General features: G+C 72.7%; 17 protein-coding genes. 14 read left to right on the top strand and 3 right to left on the bottom strand.

Features of this window, described 5'->3' with window-relative positions:
- Positions 1 to 10: 10 nt before the first annotated feature.
- Positions 11 to 778, top strand: a complete 768-nt coding sequence (locus tag AB0C35_RS02920; protein WP_358449751.1) for a TetR/AcrR family transcriptional regulator C-terminal domain-containing protein — start codon at positions 11 to 13, stop codon at positions 776 to 778.
- Positions 779 to 796: 18 nt separating this feature from the next.
- On the opposite strand, the gene AB0C35_RS02915 is transcribed toward AB0C35_RS02920, so the two are convergent.
- Positions 797 to 1594, bottom strand: a complete 798-nt coding sequence (locus tag AB0C35_RS02915) for a hypothetical protein (protein ID WP_358449749.1) — start codon at positions 1592 to 1594, stop codon at positions 797 to 799.
- Positions 1595 to 1691: 97 nt separating this feature from the next.
- Between AB0C35_RS02915 and AB0C35_RS02910 the strand changes: the two genes are divergently transcribed.
- The 8 genes from AB0C35_RS02910 (at position 1692) to AB0C35_RS02875 (ending at position 8788) form a co-directional block, all read left to right on the top strand.
- On the top strand, positions 1692 to 2483 hold the full coding sequence (locus AB0C35_RS02910) for a crotonase/enoyl-CoA hydratase family protein (protein ID WP_358449747.1): 792 nt from the start codon (positions 1692 to 1694) through the stop codon (positions 2481 to 2483).
- Entirely contained in the window at positions 2480 to 4030 is a 1551-nt protein-coding gene (locus tag AB0C35_RS02905) for an AMP-binding protein (RefSeq protein WP_358449745.1), read from the top strand. The genes AB0C35_RS02910 and AB0C35_RS02905 overlap by 4 nt, the downstream gene beginning before the upstream one ends.
- 88 nt (positions 4031 to 4118) lie before the next feature.
- Entirely contained in the window at positions 4119 to 4421 is a 303-nt protein-coding gene (locus AB0C35_RS02900; RefSeq protein WP_358449743.1) for an urease subunit gamma, read from the top strand.
- Positions 4422 to 4606: 185 nt separating this feature from the next.
- Positions 4607 to 4903 carry an urease subunit beta gene (locus AB0C35_RS02895; RefSeq protein WP_358449873.1) on the top strand — a complete coding sequence of 99 codons (297 nt, stop codon included), beginning with the start codon at positions 4607 to 4609 and terminating at the stop codon, positions 4901 to 4903.
- Positions 4896 to 6605, top strand: a complete 1710-nt coding sequence (locus AB0C35_RS02890) for an urease subunit alpha (protein WP_358449741.1) — start codon at positions 4896 to 4898, stop codon at positions 6603 to 6605. Before AB0C35_RS02895 ends, AB0C35_RS02890 begins: the two co-directional genes overlap by 8 nt.
- Positions 6605 to 7336 carry an urease accessory UreF family protein gene (locus AB0C35_RS02885; RefSeq protein WP_358449739.1) on the top strand — a complete coding sequence of 244 codons (732 nt, stop codon included), beginning with the start codon at positions 6605 to 6607 and terminating at the stop codon, positions 7334 to 7336. Before AB0C35_RS02890 ends, AB0C35_RS02885 begins: the two co-directional genes overlap by 1 nt.
- Positions 7337 to 7379: 43 nt before the next feature.
- Positions 7380 to 8006, top strand: coding sequence for an urease accessory protein UreG (ureG, locus tag AB0C35_RS02880; protein WP_358449871.1), 627 nt, complete (start codon positions 7380 to 7382; stop codon positions 8004 to 8006).
- Entirely contained in the window at positions 8006 to 8788 is a 783-nt protein-coding gene (locus tag AB0C35_RS02875; RefSeq protein WP_358449737.1) for an urease accessory protein UreD, read from the top strand. Before ureG ends, AB0C35_RS02875 begins: the two co-directional genes overlap by 1 nt.
- A 111-nt stretch (positions 8789 to 8899) precedes the next feature.
- Here AB0C35_RS02875 and AB0C35_RS02870 read toward each other — a convergent pair whose 3' ends face one another.
- Positions 8900 to 10261, bottom strand: coding sequence for a carbohydrate-binding protein (locus AB0C35_RS02870; protein WP_358449735.1), 1362 nt, complete (start codon positions 10259 to 10261; stop codon positions 8900 to 8902).
- Positions 10262 to 10458: 197 nt separating this feature from the next.
- Between AB0C35_RS02870 and AB0C35_RS02865 the strand changes: the two genes are divergently transcribed.
- Positions 10459 to 11457: a LuxR C-terminal-related transcriptional regulator gene (locus tag AB0C35_RS02865; RefSeq protein ID WP_358449733.1), complete on the top strand. Its 999-nt coding sequence runs from the start codon at positions 10459 to 10461 to the stop codon at positions 11455 to 11457.
- A gap of 51 nt (positions 11458 to 11508) precedes the next feature.
- Here AB0C35_RS02865 and AB0C35_RS02860 read toward each other — a convergent pair whose 3' ends face one another.
- Positions 11509 to 12522, bottom strand: a complete 1014-nt coding sequence (locus tag AB0C35_RS02860) for a LacI family DNA-binding transcriptional regulator (protein ID WP_358449731.1) — start codon at positions 12520 to 12522, stop codon at positions 11509 to 11511.
- Positions 12523 to 12690: 168 nt separating this feature from the next.
- Here AB0C35_RS02860 and AB0C35_RS02855 point away from each other — a divergent pair, with 168 nt between their 5' ends.
- The 4 genes from AB0C35_RS02855 (at position 12691) to AB0C35_RS02840 (ending at position 16616) form a co-directional block, all read left to right on the top strand.
- A complete protein-coding gene (locus AB0C35_RS02855; protein ID WP_358449729.1) occupies positions 12691 to 13701 on the top strand; it encodes an alcohol dehydrogenase catalytic domain-containing protein in 1011 nt (336 codons plus the stop codon).
- On the top strand, positions 13698 to 14276 hold the full coding sequence (locus AB0C35_RS02850; protein WP_358449727.1) for a TRAP transporter small permease: 579 nt from the start codon (positions 13698 to 13700) through the stop codon (positions 14274 to 14276). Before AB0C35_RS02855 ends, AB0C35_RS02850 begins: the two co-directional genes overlap by 4 nt.
- On the top strand, positions 14273 to 15547 hold the full coding sequence (locus tag AB0C35_RS02845) for a TRAP transporter large permease (RefSeq protein WP_358449725.1): 1275 nt from the start codon (positions 14273 to 14275) through the stop codon (positions 15545 to 15547). Before AB0C35_RS02850 ends, AB0C35_RS02845 begins: the two co-directional genes overlap by 4 nt.
- A gap of 61 nt (positions 15548 to 15608) precedes the next feature.
- On the top strand, positions 15609 to 16616 hold the full coding sequence (locus AB0C35_RS02840) for a DctP family TRAP transporter solute-binding subunit (protein ID WP_358449723.1): 1008 nt from the start codon (positions 15609 to 15611) through the stop codon (positions 16614 to 16616).
- The last annotated feature ends 8 nt before the right edge of the window (positions 16617 to 16624 follow it).

Here is a 16624-nt window from a genome sequence, read left to right as displayed (position 1 = left end):
CGGAGAGGCGATGCGCGAGCGGAACGAGAGCGACGAGGGCGGGCTGCCGGAGACCGTCGAGCTGGCCTGGGGCCTGCGGGAGCGGCCGGGCAAGGGCCCGAGGCGGACGCTGAGCCTGAAGGGCATCGTCGAGGCCGCCGTCGCGGTCGGGGCGGCCGAGGGCCTGGACGCGCTGTCGATGAGCCGGGTCGCGCGCGAGGCCGGCGCGTCGACGATGGCGCTGTACCGCTATGTCGCGTCCAAGAACGACCTGCTCGCCCTCGTCCTGGACGAGCTGCTGGGCGAGCCGCCGGGGCCGCCGGACCCCGGGACCGGCTGGCGCGAGGCGCTGCGGGACTACGCGATGGCGTTGCGCGAGGTCACCCGCCGCCATCCGTGGGCGCTGCGCATCCCGGTCACCGGACCGCCGGCCATGCCGAACAACGTGGCCTGGATGGAGGCCGGCCTGCGCCGGATGCGCGGCATGGGCCTGGACGCCGGCACCCGGCTGTCGGTGCTGATGCAGGTGACCGGCTACGTCCGGTACCAGTCCACCCTGATCGCCGACCTGGAGAGCGCGTACCGGGCCGCCGGAACCTCCGACCGGCAGGTCGCGATCGACTACGGGAACCTGCTGGCCGCCCTGACCGCCGACGACCGGCGCTTCCCCGAGATACGCGCGCTCCTCGAGTCGAAGATCTTCGCCGAGCCCGGCGACGACACCCCCGAGGACGATTTCGCCTTCGGCCTGGACTGCCTGCTCGACGGCTTGGAGGCCCTCGTGCGGCGCGGCGGCTGACCGGCTCGGGGGCCCCTCCTAGTCCGGTTCGTCGTCGAGGCCGAGGAGCCGCCCCCAGACGGCTTGGGCGGTGTCCTGGTAGGACGTGGTCACCGCGACCAGCCGGCGGTGGGGCCCGGAGTCGCAGAGCTCTTCGGGGAGCAGCGGGTCGTGCAGGATCGTGGCGATCGCCCGGCTGCCGAGCAGGAGGGACTCGTGCGCGAACTCCTCCGGGCTGAGGGCGCCGAGGCGTTCGCGGCTCCGGGTGAGCTCGTCCGCCGTCCGGGTGAGGCGGGCGATGAGGTCGCCGGTGTCCCAGAGCTCGCGCAGTTCCCGGTCGGTGGCCGGGTCGAGGCGGTCGATCGCGAACACGACGGCCCCGGGGGCCATGCCGGTGCCGGTGAGGGTCCGGCGCAGCCCGTCCACGCCGCCGCGCAGGTTGTCGGGGCGGACGTGCAGGGCGCCGCGCCAGGCGTGGAATCCCAGGAGCTGCAGGGCCCGGTCGTGCTGGCGCAGGGCCGCGCGGTCGGTGCGTGCGGTGGCGGAGTTCTCGACGGCCGCCCAGCGTCCCGTCCATGGGACGCGGGTGGTGTGGCGGGTCGCCCACTGCTCGATGTGGGGGTAGGCGCGCAGCCGGTCGGGCCGCGCGATGTAGACGCCGCGGCCGTCGCGCTCCAGCACGCCCTGCTCGTTCAGCCGCTTCGCGGCCATCCGGATGCTCGGCGCGCTCAACCCCACGATCTCCCCGGCGAGGCACAGCGTGGCGATCGAGAACCGGATGCGCGGGCGGGCCGTCACCAGGTCCAGCAGGAATCTGCGGGCGGTCAGCTCGAGCACTTGTAACAGCTCCCAGCAAAATATTTCCACAATGTGTTACAAATAGAAGAGGTCGTTTCACTGTAGGCCGTGTCTCTGCGGACCGCGGGAGGTGCCGATGGCTGACGTGCGTGTCGAGGTGGCGGGCACGACCACCACGATCTGGATGGACCGCCCCGACCGGCGCAACGCCGTCGACGGGCCGATGGCCGCCGAGCTGCGCGAGGCGTTCGAGGCGTTCGAGGCCGACCCGGGCCAGCGCGTGGCGGTGCTCGCCGGAACCGGCGGGACGTTCTGCGCCGGAGCCGACCTGACCGCGGTGGGGGATCCCGGACGCGGCAACGAACTCGACCCCGACGGCGGCGGCAGCGGCCCCATGGGCCCGTCCCGGATGAGGCTCGGCAAGCCCCTCATCGCCGCCGTCAGCGGGTACGCCGTGGCGGGCGGGCTGGAGCTGGCACTCCTCGCCGACCTGCGGGTCGTGGAGCGCGACGCGATCCTGGGCGTCTTCTGCCGCCGCTGGGGCGTGCCGCTCATCGACGGCGGCACCGTCCGCCTGCCGCGGATCGTCGGCCTGGGCCGGGCGCTCGACCTGATCATGACGGGACGGCCCGTCGAAGCCGACGAGGCGCTCGCCATGGGCCTCGCCAACCGGGTCGTCGAGCCCGGGCAGGCGGTCGACGCCGCGCGGGAGCTGGCCGACCAGATCGCGGGCTTCCCGTTCGAGTGCGTACTGGCCGATCGCGCCTCCGCCTACGCCGGCCTCGACCTGCCCGTCGCCGAGGCACTGCGCGCCGAGGGCGCCGCCGGCGTTCCCATCGTCCGGCGCGAGGGCGTCGCCGGCGCCGCCCGCTTCGTCGACGGCGCCGGGCGGCACGGACGTTTCGCCCGAGAGGAGACCACACCATGAGCCCCACCACACGTGAACTGATCGTCCGAGGCGCACGCCAGCACACCGGCCGCACCGCCGTGGTGTTCGGCGACGAGGAGATGACGTTCGGCCAGGTCGACGAGCTCAGCAACCGGCTCGCCCACGCCCTGGCGCGGGAGGGCGCGGGCCACCGCCGGCGCGTCGGACTCCTGGTGAACAACGGCATGCTCAGCGTCCCGGTCGACTTCGCCTGCGTGAAGGGCGGGATCAACCGCGTCCCCCTCAACGCCCGGCTGTCGGTGGCCGAGCACGTCACCATGCTCACCGACACCCGGTGCGAACTCGTGGTGTTCGGCGCCGACCTGACCGACCGGGCCCGCGAACTGGCCGCCGCGCTGCCCGGCGTGACGTTCCTGGGCCTGGAGACCGGCCTGGACGGCGAACCGTCTCTCATGGAGCGGGCGAAGAGCGCGCCCGCGACCCTGCCCGACGTCGAGGTCGGCCACGACGACGTGATCCTCACCCTGTTCACGTCCGGGACGACCGGGACCTTGAAGGCGGCCCAGCACACCCAGGCGTCCTACGCGGGCATCTGCCGGAACGTGCTGCTCAACCTCTTCCCCGCCACGCGCGAGGACGCCATGCTGCACGCGGCGAGCCTCATCCACGCGAGCGGGGTGTTCGTGCTGCCGCTGTGGCTGCGCGGCGGCCGCACCGTCATCCTGCCCGGCTTCGCGCCGGAGCCGTTCCTGCGGGCGATCACCCGCTACGGGGCGACGGCGATCAACCTGGTGCCGACGATGATCCAGATGCTGGTCGAGCACCCGGACTTCGCGGCCGCCGACGTCTCCACGCTGCGCCGGATCATCTACGGCGCCTCGCCCATGCCGCGTCCCGTCATCGAGCGCGCCATGGACGTGTGGGGCCGGGACCGCTTCTGGCAGTACTACGGCCAGACCGAGTTCCCGCTGTGCATCGCGGTGCTGCGTCCCGAGGACCACACCGGCGACCGGCTCGCCGCCTGCGGGCAGATCGCCGCCGAGATCGAACTGCGGCTGCTGGACGAGGACGGCCGCGAAGTCCCGCCGGGCGAGCCGGGCGAGATCGTGGTGCGCGGCCCCTCGGCCGTCGACGGGTACTTCAACGCCCCGGAGCTGACGGCGGACGCCTTCCGCGACGGCTGGGTCCACACCCGTGACGTCGGCGTCCTGGACGACGACGGCTTCCTGCACCTCAAGGACCGGACCTCCGACATGATCATCAGCGGCGGCTACAACGTCTACCCCCGCGAGGTCGAGGACGTCCTGCTGGAGCACCCGGCGGTGCGCGAGGCCGCGGTCGTCGGCACCCCCGACGAACGCTGGGTGGAGGCGGTCACGGCCGTCGTCGTCCTCGCCCCCGGGGCCGCCGCGGACGACGAGCTCCGCGAACGCCTCGTCGCGCACGTGACCGAGCGAGTGGCCTCCTACAAGAAGCCCCGCAGGATCGTCTTCAGCGACGCCATCCCGAAGACCGCGGTCGGCAAGCTCGACCGCAAGACCCTGCGCGCCCGCTTCACCGCGGATGAGGCGCCTTCCACACCCTGACCGCTCCGACCTTCCACGGCCCCGCCTGCAGCGCCCGCCCGAGGGTAGGGAGGGCGCTGTCCGCGTCTGATCGCTGTGGAGGGCTTCCATGCTGCTGACCTTGCATGAGCGCGAGCGCCTGATGATCTACACCGCCGCGAAGCTGGCCCAGGAGCGCATGGCCCGCGGCGTCCGGCTGAACCTGCCGGAGGCCACCGCGATCATCACGTCGCATCTGCTGGAGGGTGCGCGCGACGGGCTGTCGGTCACCGAGCTGATGGAGGCGGGCCGCACCGTCCTCACCCGCGACCAGGTCATGGACGGCGTGCCGGAGATGCTGGGCCAGGTGCAGGTCGAGGCGACGTTCCCGGACGGGACGAAGCTGATCACCGTGACGGGGCCGATCCCGTGACGCGCGGCGGGCACGCGAGCGACGACCCCGGGCGGCCGGGGCTGCACGGCTCGGTCGAGCATCCCTCCAGCGGCGCGTCCAGTCCCAGCCCGCCGCGCCGGGCCGGCACCGGGTCGCGGCAGGCGGCGCGCCGGCGGTACGTCGGCGACCGGCCGGAGGTCGACGAACCGCTCATCCCCGGCGAGGTGCTGCACGGCGACGACCCGGTGGTGATCAACGACGGCAGCCCGGTCACCGTGCTGCGGGTGGAGAACACCGCGGACCGTCCGATCCAGGTGGGGTCGCACTTCCACTTCGCGGAGGCCAACGCCGCGCTGGAGTTCGACCGCGAAGCGGCCTGGGGGTTGCGGCTGAACATCATGTCCGGCGGCTCGGTGCGGTTCGAGCCCGGTGCCGCCGAGGAGGTCGAGCTGATCCCCATCGCGGGCCGCCGCGTCGTCCGGGGACTGCGGGGACTGTGCGGGGGTGCGCTCGATGGGTGAGATCGGCCGGCGGGAGTACGACGCGTCGTTCGGGCCGACGACCGGCGACCGGATCCGGCTCGCCGACACCGACCTGTTCATCGAGGTGGAGGAGGACCGCTGCGGGGGCGGCGACGAGGCCGTCTTCGGCGGTGGCAAGTCGATCCGGGAGTCGATGGGCCAGTCGTGCGCCACCCGCGCCGAGGGCACCCCGGACCTGGTCATCACCGGCGCGGTCGTCCTCGACCACTGGGGCGTGGTGAAGGCCGACGTCGGGATCCGGGACGGCCGGATCGTCGCACTCGGCAAGGCGGGCAACCCCGACACGATGGACGGCGTGCACCCCGACCTGGTGATCGGCCCGTCCACCGAGGTCACGGCCGGCAACGGGATGATCCTGACGGCCGGCACGATCGACACGCACGTCCACTTCGTCGACCCGGCCACCTTCGAGGTGGGGCTCGCCGCGGGCACGACGACGTTCGTCGGCGGCGGCACCGGGCCCGCCGAGGGGTCGAAGGCGACGCTGACCACGCCCGGCGCCTGGTGGCTGGAGCGGATGCTGGAGGCGTGCGAGCCGTGGCCGGTGAACGTGCTGTTCCTCGCGCGCGGCAACACCGTCTCGTCTGAGGCGCTGTGGGAGCAGCTGCGGGCCGGCGCGGGCGGCTTCAAGGTGCACGAGGACTGGGGCGCGACACCGGCCGCGATCGACGCCGCGCTGACGGTCGCCGACGAGGCCGGGGTGCAGGTCGCCATCCACAGCGACACGCTCAACGAGGCGGGATTCGTCGAGGACCTGCTCGCCGCGGTGCGCGGCCGCCCCTTCCACGCGTTCCACACCGAGGGCGCCGGCGGCGGCCACGCGCCCGACATCATCCGGATCGCCGGTGAGCCGCACGTGCTCCCGGCCTCGACGAACCCGACCCGCCCGTTCACCCGCAACACGGTGGCCGAGGCGCTCGACATGGTCATGGTCGCCCACCACCTGAACCCGCAGGTCCCCAACGACCTCGCGTTCGCCGAGAGCCGGGTGCGGCCGACCACCATCGCCGCGGAGGACGTCCTTCAGGACATCGGCGCGCTGTCCATCATGTCGTCGGACGCGCAGGCGATGGGCCGGATCGGCGAGGTCGTGACCCGCACCTGGCAGACCGCGCACCAGATGAAGCGGCTGCGCGGCGCGCTGCCCGGCGACGGGCGCGCCGACAACCACCGGGCCCGTCGGTACGTTGCGAAGTACACGATCTGCCCGGCCGTGGCCCACGGGCTCGACGGCGAGATCGGGTCCGTCGAGCCGGGCAAGCTGGCGGATCTGGTGCTGTGGCAGCCCGCGCTGTTCGGCGTGCGGCCGACGGTCGTGCTCAAGGCGGGCATGGCCGCCTGCGCCGCGCTCGGCGATCCGAACGCGTCCATCCCCACCCCGCAGCCCGTGCTGAACCGGATGGGGTACAACGTCCGCAGCCCGGCCGCGACGGCCGGTTCCGTCGCGTTCGTGTCGCCCGCGTCGATCGAGGACGGTCTCGCCGGACGGCTCGACATCCGCCGGAAACTCGTCGCGGTGGACGACGTCCGGGGCCGCGGCAAACGCGACCTGCCGGAGAACACCGCGACGCCGCGGATCGAGGTGGACCCCGACACCTACAGCGTGCGGGTCGACGGCGAGCTGATCGACCACGAACCCGCCGCCGAGGTGCCGATGGCGCAGCGGTACTTCCTGTTCTGATGGCCGCCGCGGCCAGCGTGACCGGCGTAACCGGTGTGACCGGCGGAGACGCCGCGCTGCCGACCCTGCTCATGTTCGCCGACGGCCGTTTCCCGTCCGGCGGCCATGCCCACTCCGGCGGCCTGGAGGCGGCCGCGGCGCTGCACGGCGTGGCCGACGTCGTGACGCTGTCGGAGTTCCTGCGCGGACGCCTGGCGACGACGGGCCGGGTGTCCGCCGCGTTCGCCGCCGCAGCCTGTGCCGCGTTCCACGACAGCCGCCCACTGTCCGAACTGGATAGCGAGTTCGAGGCCAGGACACCTTCACCGGTGCTGCGGACCGTGTCGCGCCGCCTGGGCCGCCAGCTTCTGCGCGCGGGCCGCACCGTCTGGCCGCACCCGCGGCTGGACGACCCGGCCCCGTCCGCCGACCCCGCGCACGGTCCCCACCACCCGATCGCCCTCGGGACGGTGGCGGCGGCGGGCGGGCTCGGACCGGACGCCGCCGCGTTCGCCGCCGCCCACGAGGCCGTCCTCGGCCCGGCGACCGCGGCGGTCCGGCTGCTCGGCCTCGACCCGTTCGCCGTGCACGCGGCCGTCGCCACGCTCGCACCGCGGATCGCCGAGGCCGCCGGCGATGCGGCGCGCACCGCGCATGCGGCGCCGGCCGACCTGCCGTCGGCGGCCGCCCCGCTGCTGGAGATCTCCGCCGAATGCCACGCCACCTGGGAGGTGCGTCTCTTTGCGTCCTGAACGACACGACCATCACCACGCGCAAGCGGACCGCGCCGGCGACCTGCCCCGCCGGCCGGGCCGCGCGCTGCGCGTCGGCATCGGCGGGCCGGTCGGCTCCGGCAAGACCGCCCTGGTCGCGGCGCTGTGCCGGGCACTGTCGGCGGAACTGTCGCTGGCCGTCGTCACCAACGACATCTACACGACCGAGGACGCCGACTTCCTGCTGCGCAACGCCGTCCTCGACGCCGAACGGATCCGCGCGGTGGAGACCGGCGCGTGCCCGCACACCGCGATCCGCGACGACATCTCCGCGAACCTCGACGCCGTCGAGGAACTGGAGGCGCGGCTGCCGCCGCTCGACCTCGTCCTGCTGGAGAGCGGCGGCGACAACCTGACCGCGACGTTCAGCCGGGGCCTCGTCCACCACCAGATCTTCGTCATCGACGTCGCCGGCGGCGACAAGGTGCCGCGCAAGGGCGGGCCCGGCGTCGGCACGTCGGACCTGCTGGTCATCAACAAGACCGACCTCGCTCCCCAGGTCGGCGCGGACCTCACCGTGATGGACCGGGACGCCCGCGCCCTACGCGGCGAACTGCCCGTCCTGTTCACCTCGCTGACGGGGGATCCGGCCGCGGCAGACGTCGCCGCCTGGGTGCGGCAGCGGCTCGCCGCCGTACCGGTCCGGTGATGCGGGCGCACGCCCGCCTCTCGGTGACCGCCGAAGGGGACCGGAGCCGGATCGGCCGGCTGCGGTCCGAGGCGCCGCTGGTCCTTCGTCCCACCATCGCGGCCCGCCCCTCGACGGCCCGCCCCCGCGTTCCGGGCGGCGCGGTGCACGTCGCGCTCGCCGCCGCGACGGCGGGGCCCATCGGGGGCGACCGGTTCCGGCTGGACGTGGAGGTCGGCCCCGGCGCCGCCCTCGTCCTCCAAGGCGTGTCGGCCACGCTCGCGCTGCCCGGCCCGCACGGCGAACCCTCGTACTCGGACGTGCACGTTCACGTGGCCGAACGCGGAACGCTGCTGTGGCTGCCGCGGCCGGTCATCGCCGCCCGGAACTGCGACCACCGGGCCGCGACCCGTATCGACCTCGGCCCGGGCGCCCGTCTGCTCGCCCGGGAGGAACTCATCCTCGGCCGCCACGGAGAGAGGCCGGGGGCCGTGCGCCAGCGCTTGCGCGTCACCCTCGCCGGCCAGCCCCTCTACGACCAGGAACTCGCGTTCGGCCCGGGCGCCCCCGGCTGGGCGGGCCCCGCCGTGACCGGTGGCCACCGGGCGGTGGGCAGCGCACTGCTCGTCGATCCGGACGCGCCGCCCGGCGGATCTCCGCGCCCGCCGGCCGCCGACGCGGCGACGCTGTCCCTCGGCGACGACGCCGTGGTGATCAGCGCGCTCGCCGACGACGCCGTCACCCTGCGGCGGAACCTTGACGCCTGCCTGGGTCACGCGTCGCTCCTCGAAGGCACGCGGTGATGAACGCGGACCTTCCCCCGGCGGTGGTGCCGGGGGAAGGTCCGGTGGGACGGCGTACCCGGTCAGCGGTGCCGGGCGCCGTCGGTCACTGGGGCCGGGCGGCTCCCGTCCTCAGATGCGCTGCCACAGCGCCGGCACGTTGGACGGCGTCCAGCCGGCCTGCGCCTGGTGGGCCTGGAGGCACCGGTAGCTGGCGCCGTTGTAGATGACGACGTCCCCGACCTGGTAGACGGTGCCCACCGCCCAGGTGCCGCTCGGCGGGTCGTCCGGCGGGTCGTCCGGCGGGTCATCGGAACCGCCGGTGAACAGCGTCAGGCCGTACACCTGGAGCGCCTCGTTGACCGGCTGGAAGAACGTCGTGCCGCCGCTGGAGCAGTTGCCGGAACCGCCGGACGTCATGCCCTGCGCCTGCGTGCCGGCGATGAACGACCCGCCCGAGTCGCCGGGTTCGGCGCACACGTTCGTCCGGGTCACCCCGGAGACGGTGCCCTGCGGATACGTGACGCTGGTGTTGAGCTGCTGGATCGTCCCGCAGTGCCAGCCGGTGGTGGAGCCGGAGCGGCACACCGGCGATCCGGCCTGCGCCACGGTCGAACCGGTCACGGCCCGGTCCTGGACCTGGCCGTAGCCGTTCACCCGGGCGGTCGGCGTCCAGCTGCTGTTGGCCGCCACCCAGGCGTAGTCGCTGCCGGGGAACGTGGAGCCCTGGAAGCTGCCCTGCTGGACCTGGTTGTATCCGCTGGTGGTGGTGCCGGGCCGGCCGCAGTGCCCGGCGGTGACGAAGCCGCCCTGCCCGCCCCGCGTGACCGGGAAGCCGACCGAGCAGCGGCCCGAGCCGTTCATGTAGTACGCGTCGCCGCCTCGCAGGTCGTAGTAGGTGCGGGGCCGGACGTCCGAGCGCTGGACGGTGACCTTGCCGGCGTCGACGCCTGCGGCCGCCACGAAGTCGCGCGCCTTCGCGGGCGCGGAGCTCAGCACCACGATCCGGTTGCTGCGGACGTCCACGTACCAGACCGGGGAGTCGGCCGGCGCGCTCCGCTCGGCGGCACGGTCCAGCCGGGCCTTCGCGGCGGTGAGCTCGGTGAGGCTGTGGTCGACGACCTTCGCGCGGGCGCCGTGGCCGGCGATCTCGCCCGCCTCGGCGGGGTCGGAGGTGGCGACGTGCAGCGTCGCGCCGGTCTTGCCGCTGACCCAGCTTCCGGCGAAGCTCCCGGCGAGCCTCAGCCGCAGCTTGCCGGCGGTGACGCCGGCGTCGAACTGGTTGACCAGCGCCTCCTTCGCCTGCGCTTCGGTGAGGCCGAGGTCGCGCTGCATCGCCTTCAGCATGGCCGGCGGCACGTCCGCGGCGGCCGCCGCGGAGTACGGCGCCGGCGCCGCCGGGTCCGGCTGGGCCGCCGCGACGCCCTGAGTGCCCGCCAGGCACAGCGCGCCGACGGAAAGCACGGCGACGCGCAAGACGCGTCTGTGAGACATGGTTCTCTCCTAGGGGGTGGGGGTGCGGCAAAGGTAAATGTCTTTGCGCAGGGTGAGGAACCCTCCACCCGGCCGCGTTCTGGCGAGTTATCGCCGGTGTCGTTTTCCGCCATCAATGCCACTCGCGCATGGCCGTTGAGATCGAATGATCCGCGAAGGCCTGGCCGCTTCACGTCCCTTGCTGGATAATCCCGTCCATGTTCCCCGTGGGCTCAGCCGGTGAGAATCCATTCGCGGCTCTCGGTGTCACCGCCTCGCAGCAGATCCTTTACACGGCGCTGCTGCACAACCCCGGCAGCACGCTGGGCGAGTTGACGCAACTGTCGGGCGAGCCCCGGCCCCGGCTGACGGGGCTTCTCGTGGAACTCGAGGCTCTCGGCATGGTCGGCGTGAACGCCTCCGCCGACCCGACGTACGTCCCCTATCCGCCGGACGCCGTCGTCGAGACGCTGATACGCCGGCGGGAGACGGAGTTCATCCGCGCCCGCATCGAGGCCAAGCGCCTCAGCGGCGACCTTCTGGCCGCCGAGCAGCGCACGAACCCCCAGAAGCTCGTGGAGATCATCGACGGCCTGGACGCGGTGGTGCAGCGGTACGAGCAGGTCCAGCGCGGCGCGGTCGAGCAGATCAAGGCGATCGACAAGCCGCCCTACGCCGTCGATCCGGCCCGCCCGAACGAGATCGAACGCGAGCGGCTCGCCAGCGGCGTGGAATACAGGGTCATTTACACCCCGGAGGCCCTCGCCATCCCCGAACGACTCGAAATGGCCCGGCACGACTCCGGAATTGGTGAACGCGCCCGCATTCTGGAGAATCCGCCCGCCAAACTCGTCATCGTGGACGACGAAATGGCGTTGATGCCGCTGCAGGGCGATGAACCCGGCATCACCGCGCTCATCCGCCCTTCGACGCTCCTCGACATTCTCATCGGCGTGTTCAACACCTGCTGGGAACAGGCCACACCACTGCACGTCGACGACCAGTCCGGGGCGCACGATGTCTGGCCGCGTTTGTCCGATGCCGACCGGCATCTGCTCACCCTGCTCGCAGCCGGCCTCAAAGACGAAGCAGTGGCCCGCCACACCGGAATGGGCGCGCGCACGGTCAGCCGGCACGTCGCCCGCCTCCTGCGCACGCTCAACGCCCGCACCAGATTCCAGGCAGGCGTCCACGCCGCCCGACGCGGCTTAATTTGACGAAAATGGCCTCCAGGCAGTCGGCGCGGCACCTGGCGGGCGGGCCCGTGGTCAGCGGGGGGTTGGGCCGGTGGAGTGGCGGATGGCGAGGTGGGAGGGGAGGACGACCATGTCGCGGGCCGGGCGGATGCCGTCGCGGTCGCGCATGGCCAGGAGCATGTCGACGGCGGTGCGGCCGGACTCCTCGAACTGGCCGGCGAGGGTGGTCAGCGGCGGAGAGCAGAAGTCCGCGCCGAAGATGTCGTCATAGCCGACGACGCTGATGTCCGCGGGCACGGCCACGCCCCGTTCGGCGCAGCGGCGCAGGACGCCGATGGCGAGCAGGTCGTTGTGCGCGACGGCGGCGGTGGCGCCCGTGCCGAGCGCGGCGTCCGCGGCGGCGGCGCCGCCGGCGACGGTCGGGGGGAAGGGCCCGATCCGCCGGGTCGAGATGCCGTGCCGGCCTGCGGCTGCGGCCAGTGACTTCCAGCGGCGTGCGCCCAGCCAGGAGCGGGGCGGCCCGCCGAGGAACACGATCGAGCGGTGCCCCAGCGAGGCGAGGTGCTCGACGATCTGGCGGGTGCCCTCGGCGTGGTCGACGATGACGCTGGGCACGTCGGCGACCTGCCGGCTGATCAGGGTGAGGCGGTGCCCTGCCGACAGCTTCGTGATCTCTTCGTCGGACATGCGGCTCGCCGCGATGACGAACCCGTCGACGGACGGCCCGAGCCGTTCGATGTTGCGCGCCTCGACCTCGGGTGACTCCTCGGTGTCGCCGACGATGAGCGTGCAGCCCGCGGCGCGCGCCTGGTGCTCGGCGCCGCGGATGACCCCGAAGAAGTGGGGGTTGGTGATGTCGGAGACGAACAGCGCGAGGGTGTCGGTCCGGCCGGACGGCAGCGCCCTGGCCAAGGTGTTCGTGCGGTAACCGAGGCGGGCGGCGACCTCGGCCACGCGGGCCGCGGTCGCGGCGTTGACGCGTCCGGGGTTGGACATCGCACGCGACACCGTGGACGGCGACACCCCGGCCTCCTTCGCCACGTGGTAGATCGTCGGCCGTCCGCCGCCCGCTCGTCCCTCTGCCACTCGCCCACCCTCCGCTCGGCCCGCCGGGGGCCCCAGTTTTTCCGTGATGGAAAGTTTTGGCAACCGCTTGCCATGGCTCGACCACCGATTTTAGGGTCAACGGCACATTCGAGAAATGTGGCGGGGGTCACAGCGACCTCGGCCACACCTGCGCGAAGAACGGATCACATGCGGGCAATCGTCCTGACGGAACCCCGGCGCACCGAGGTCGTCGACTCCTGGGCGGAACCGGAACCCGGACCCCACGACGTGGTCGTCGCGATGAGCGCGGTCGGCCTGTGTGGATCGGACCTCGCCGTCCACGACGGCACCCGCCCCACGCCCACCCTGCCCTGGGTGCCGGGCCACGAGGGCGGCGGACGGATCGTCGCCCTGGGCTCGGCCGTCGACGACCGGCACGTCGGACAGGACGTGGTGATCGAGCCCAACTACTGCTGCTTCTCCTGCCCGCCGTGCCTGCGCGGCCTGACCTCCGGCTGCGAGCGCAGGCTCAGCCCCGGCATCACGGTCCCGGGGCTGCTCGCCGAACGCGTCGCGGTCCCCGCGCGGTTCGCCTGGCCGCTGCCGTCCCCGGTCGGCGCCGAGACCGCGGCCTGCGTCGAGCCGTTCGCGGTCGCCCGGTCGGCGGTGCGCCGCGCCGGTGTGGGCCCCGGTACCGAGTGCCTGGTCGTCGGCGCCGGGTCACAGGGTCTCCTCACCTGCCTATCGCTCCTGGAGGCCGGAGCCCGCGTGTCCGTCACCGACCCCCGGGCCGACCGGGTCGCGGTCGCCGAGCGGATCGGGGCCCGGGCCGTCGCGCCCGGCCCCGGCGCCGAGGACGAGCGTCACTTCCCGTTCGTCTTCGACACCGCCGGAGTCCCCGCCGCCTGGGAGACGTCCGCCCACAAGGTCGCCACCGGCGGGACCGTCATGGTGATCGGCATGAGCAGCGAACCGGTCGGGCTGTCGACGATGGAGCTGACGCGGCGGCAGCTCCAGGTGCGCGGCTCCCTCATCTACGACCATCCGGACGACTTCGCCGCGACCGTCGCGGCGGTCGCCGGTGCGGCTCCCCGGCTGGCCGGGCTGCTGCGGCCGGGCGTGCCCCCGCGCCAGGCCGAGCGCGCCTTCGCCGAGGCCCGGACGGCTCCCGGCAAATCCTGGATCGATCTCTCCGACTGGGGGGAGGACCTCCGATGACCCCTGCCGCCACCGTGCCCACGGGCCGCCGGCCCGGTCGCGTCCTGCGGGCGCTGTCCCTGGCCGAGGCGATCACCGGCAGCGTCCTGCTCGCCGTGATCGGCGTCCTGATGCTGCTCCAGGCCGCGCAGCGCTACCTGCCCGCCGGCGGATGGGTCTGGACCGGCGAACTCGCGCGGTTCAGCTTCGTCTGGCTCACCTTCGCCATGTCGGGCTACCTCGCGGCCCGCGACAGCCACATCACCCTGAAACTCGTCGACATCGTGGCCGGGCCCCGGCTGCTGCGCATCGTCTGCGCCGCGGCCAACATCACCGTCGCGATCGTCTGCCTCAACCTCCTCTACGAGGCGTGGGTCCTGGTCGCGAACGGCGACTCGCAGGCCTCGCCCGCGCTCGGCATGCCGATGCGCTTCTTCTACGTCATCCCGCTCGCCGGACTGCTCCTGACCACCGTCCGCTCGATCGTCGCCGTCTTCCGGCCGGAACCCGAGGCGGACGACACGGACGAGACGGACCCGACCGCCGAAGGCGGCCAGGCCGGTCCCGACAACCGAGAGGACCGGCAGCCGACATGAGCATGGTGCTACTCGGCGCGGCCATCGCCGCCCTCCTGCTGTTGCGCGTCCCCGTCGCGTTCGCGCTGCTCGGCCCGTGCCTCACCTACGTCTCCCTGGAGGGGTACTCGGCGGGGCTGAGCGTCCGGCAGGCCACCGAGGCGGTCAACAGCTTCCCGCTGCTGGCCGTCCCGCTGTTCATCCTGCTCGGCGTCGTCGCCAACCACGCGGGCATCGCCGACCGGCTGTTCGAGTTCGCGCTCGCCGCCGTCGGCCGCGTCAAGGGCAGCCTCGGCTACGTCAACATCGGCGTGAGCCTGGGGTTCTCCTGGATGAGCGGCTCGGCGCTCGCCGACGCCGCCGGCCTCGGCAAGGTCGAGGTGCCCGCGATGGTCCGCAACGGCTACTCGCCCCGGTTCGCCGTCGGCATCAGCGCCTCCTCCAGCCTCCTCGGACCGGTCATGCCGCCGAGCATCCCCGCGGTCGTCTACGCCGGCATCGCCGGAGTCTCGACGGGGGCGCTGTTCGCCGCCTCCGTCGCGCCCGCGTTCCTCATGGCGGCGGGCCTGGCCGTCATGGTCTACTTCCTGGTGCGCCGCCAGAGCGGCCTGCGCGGCGAGCCCTTCTCCTGGGGGACGCTCCGCCGCACGGGACTGCGCGTCCTCGGCCCGCTGGGCGCACCGGTGATCATTCTCGGCGGGATCCTCGGCGGGGTGTTCACCCCCACCGAGGCCGCGGCGGTGGGGGCCGCCTACGTGCTCGTCCTCGGCGCCGTCTACCGCCGCATCACCTGGCGGGACCTGTTCGACATAGCCCGGGAGACCGCCGCGACCACGGCGTCGATCACCCTGATCGTCGGCGCCTCCGGGCTGCTCGCCTGGATCCTCGCCCGGGAGCGGATCCCCCAGAAGATCTCCGAGACGATGCTCGGCCTCACCGACAACACCATCGTCTTCCTGCTGCTGGTCAACCTGCTGATGATCCTGCTGGGCGCCATCCTGGAGGGCATCTCGGTCCTGGTGATCACGGTCCCGATCCTGCTGCCGATCGCCGCCGAGTTCGGCGTCGACCCGATGCACTTCGGCGTGATCATCATCATGAACCTGATGATCGGCCTGCTCACCCCGCCGATCGGCGCGGTGCTGTACGTCATGAGCCCCGTCGCGCGGATGCCGGTCCACGAGGTCTTCCGCGGCACCCTTCCGTTCCTGCTCCCGCTCCTGGTCGTCCTGATGCTGGTGACCTTCGTCCCCGGGATCGTCACCTTCCTGCCCCGGCTGCTCGGCCTGTAGCGGCACCCGGGCCGTCCCCACCCACGACCCGACACCCCCACCCCCGTGAGGAGCAAGGCAGATGCCGAAAACCCCCCGCAAGACGCTGCTGGCCCTGACCGCCACGGCCGTTCTGGCGTCCGGCTGCAGCGCGATGAACAGCGGAGACGACGGAGGAGACGTCACCCTGTCCTTCGCCAACAGCTACACCGACAACCATCCGCACACCCGCTGCGGCATCAAGGCCGTCGCCGACGCTGTCAACGGCCAGGACATCGGCGTGAAGGTCGAGACGTTCCCCAACAGCCAGCTCGGCAACGACGACACGCGCTTCACCTCCGTCAGGTCCGGCGACCTCGACATGGACGTGCAGGGCTCGTCCGCGCTGGCCGGGAGCTACGCCCCCATCGGCGTCCTGGACATGGCCTACGCGTTCAACGGGCCGGACCACCTGTTCACCTTCTTCGACGGGCAGGAGGGCGCCGGCCTGAAGGCGGAGTTCGCCAAGGCGACCGGCACCCGCGTGCTGGACGTCTGGTACTTCGGGATGCGGCACTTCACCGCCAACAAGCCGATCCGCAAGCCCGAGGACCTCAAGGGCCTGCGCATGCGGTTCCCCGACTCCAAGATCTACCTGGAGAACGCCAAGGCGGTCGGCGCCACGCCCACCGCCGTCGCGTTCGAGGAGCTGTACCTGAGCCTCCAGCGCAAGACCATCGACGGGCAGGAGAACCCGATCCCGACGATCGCGGAGAAGAGCCTCGACGAGGTCCAGACCCATGTCAGCCTGACCGGCCACCAGACCGGCTCCCAGCTCATCGTCATCAACGAGGAGAGCTGGAAGAAGCTCAGTCCCGAGCAGCAGAAGGCCCTGCAGAAGGCCGTCTCGGACACCCGCACCGCCAACCGGAAGTGCATCGAGGCGGACGAGGCGAAGATCCTCGCCGAGTGGAAGAGCAAGGGCGAGCCCACGATCGTCGAGGACGTCGACCGCAACGCGTTCGCCGACAAGGCCAGGAAGTACTTCGGCGAGAACCTCGAAGGCGAGCAGGCCGCGCTGTTCAAGACGATCCGCTCCACCGCCCCCTGACCCGGCTG

Origin of the sequence: Spirillospora sp. NPDC048819, from assembly GCF_040650055.1 — a bacterium.
In the GTDB taxonomy this organism is placed as follows: Bacteria; Actinomycetota; Actinomycetes; order Streptosporangiales; family Streptosporangiaceae; genus Spirillospora.
Note: the sequence above shows the minus strand (reverse complement) of the source record. Positions and strands in the feature narration are given on the sequence as shown.

Excerpts from the sequence above, each read along its gene's own strand:
- AB0C35_RS02885 (WP_358449739.1), top strand. The coding sequence starts at position 6,605 with ATGGCCGCCGCGGCCAGCGTGACCGGCGTAACCGGTGTGACCGGCGGA.
- AB0C35_RS02905 (WP_358449745.1), top strand. The coding sequence starts at position 2,480 with ATGAGCCCCACCACACGTGAACTGATCGTCCGAGGCGCACGCCAGCAC.
- AB0C35_RS02875 (WP_358449737.1), top strand. The coding sequence starts at position 8,006 with ATGCGGGCGCACGCCCGCCTCTCGGTGACCGCCGAAGGGGACCGGAGC.
- AB0C35_RS02870 (WP_358449735.1), bottom strand. The coding sequence starts at position 10,261 with ATGTCTCACAGACGCGTCTTGCGCGTCGCCGTGCTTTCCGTCGGCGCG.
- AB0C35_RS02855 (WP_358449729.1), top strand. The coding sequence starts at position 12,691 with ATGCGGGCAATCGTCCTGACGGAACCCCGGCGCACCGAGGTCGTCGAC.
- AB0C35_RS02850 (WP_358449727.1), top strand. The coding sequence starts at position 13,698 with ATGACCCCTGCCGCCACCGTGCCCACGGGCCGCCGGCCCGGTCGCGTC.
- AB0C35_RS02900 (WP_358449743.1), top strand. The coding sequence starts at position 4,119 with ATGCTGCTGACCTTGCATGAGCGCGAGCGCCTGATGATCTACACCGCC.
- AB0C35_RS02840 (WP_358449723.1), top strand. The coding sequence starts at position 15,609 with ATGCCGAAAACCCCCCGCAAGACGCTGCTGGCCCTGACCGCCACGGCC.
- AB0C35_RS02845 (WP_358449725.1), top strand. The coding sequence starts at position 14,273 with ATGAGCATGGTGCTACTCGGCGCGGCCATCGCCGCCCTCCTGCTGTTG.
- AB0C35_RS02910 (WP_358449747.1), top strand. The coding sequence starts at position 1,692 with ATGGCTGACGTGCGTGTCGAGGTGGCGGGCACGACCACCACGATCTGG.
- AB0C35_RS02890 (WP_358449741.1), top strand. The coding sequence starts at position 4,896 with ATGGGTGAGATCGGCCGGCGGGAGTACGACGCGTCGTTCGGGCCGACG.
- AB0C35_RS02920 (WP_358449751.1), top strand. The coding sequence starts at position 11 with ATGCGCGAGCGGAACGAGAGCGACGAGGGCGGGCTGCCGGAGACCGTC.
- AB0C35_RS02865 (WP_358449733.1), top strand. The coding sequence starts at position 10,459 with ATGTTCCCCGTGGGCTCAGCCGGTGAGAATCCATTCGCGGCTCTCGGT.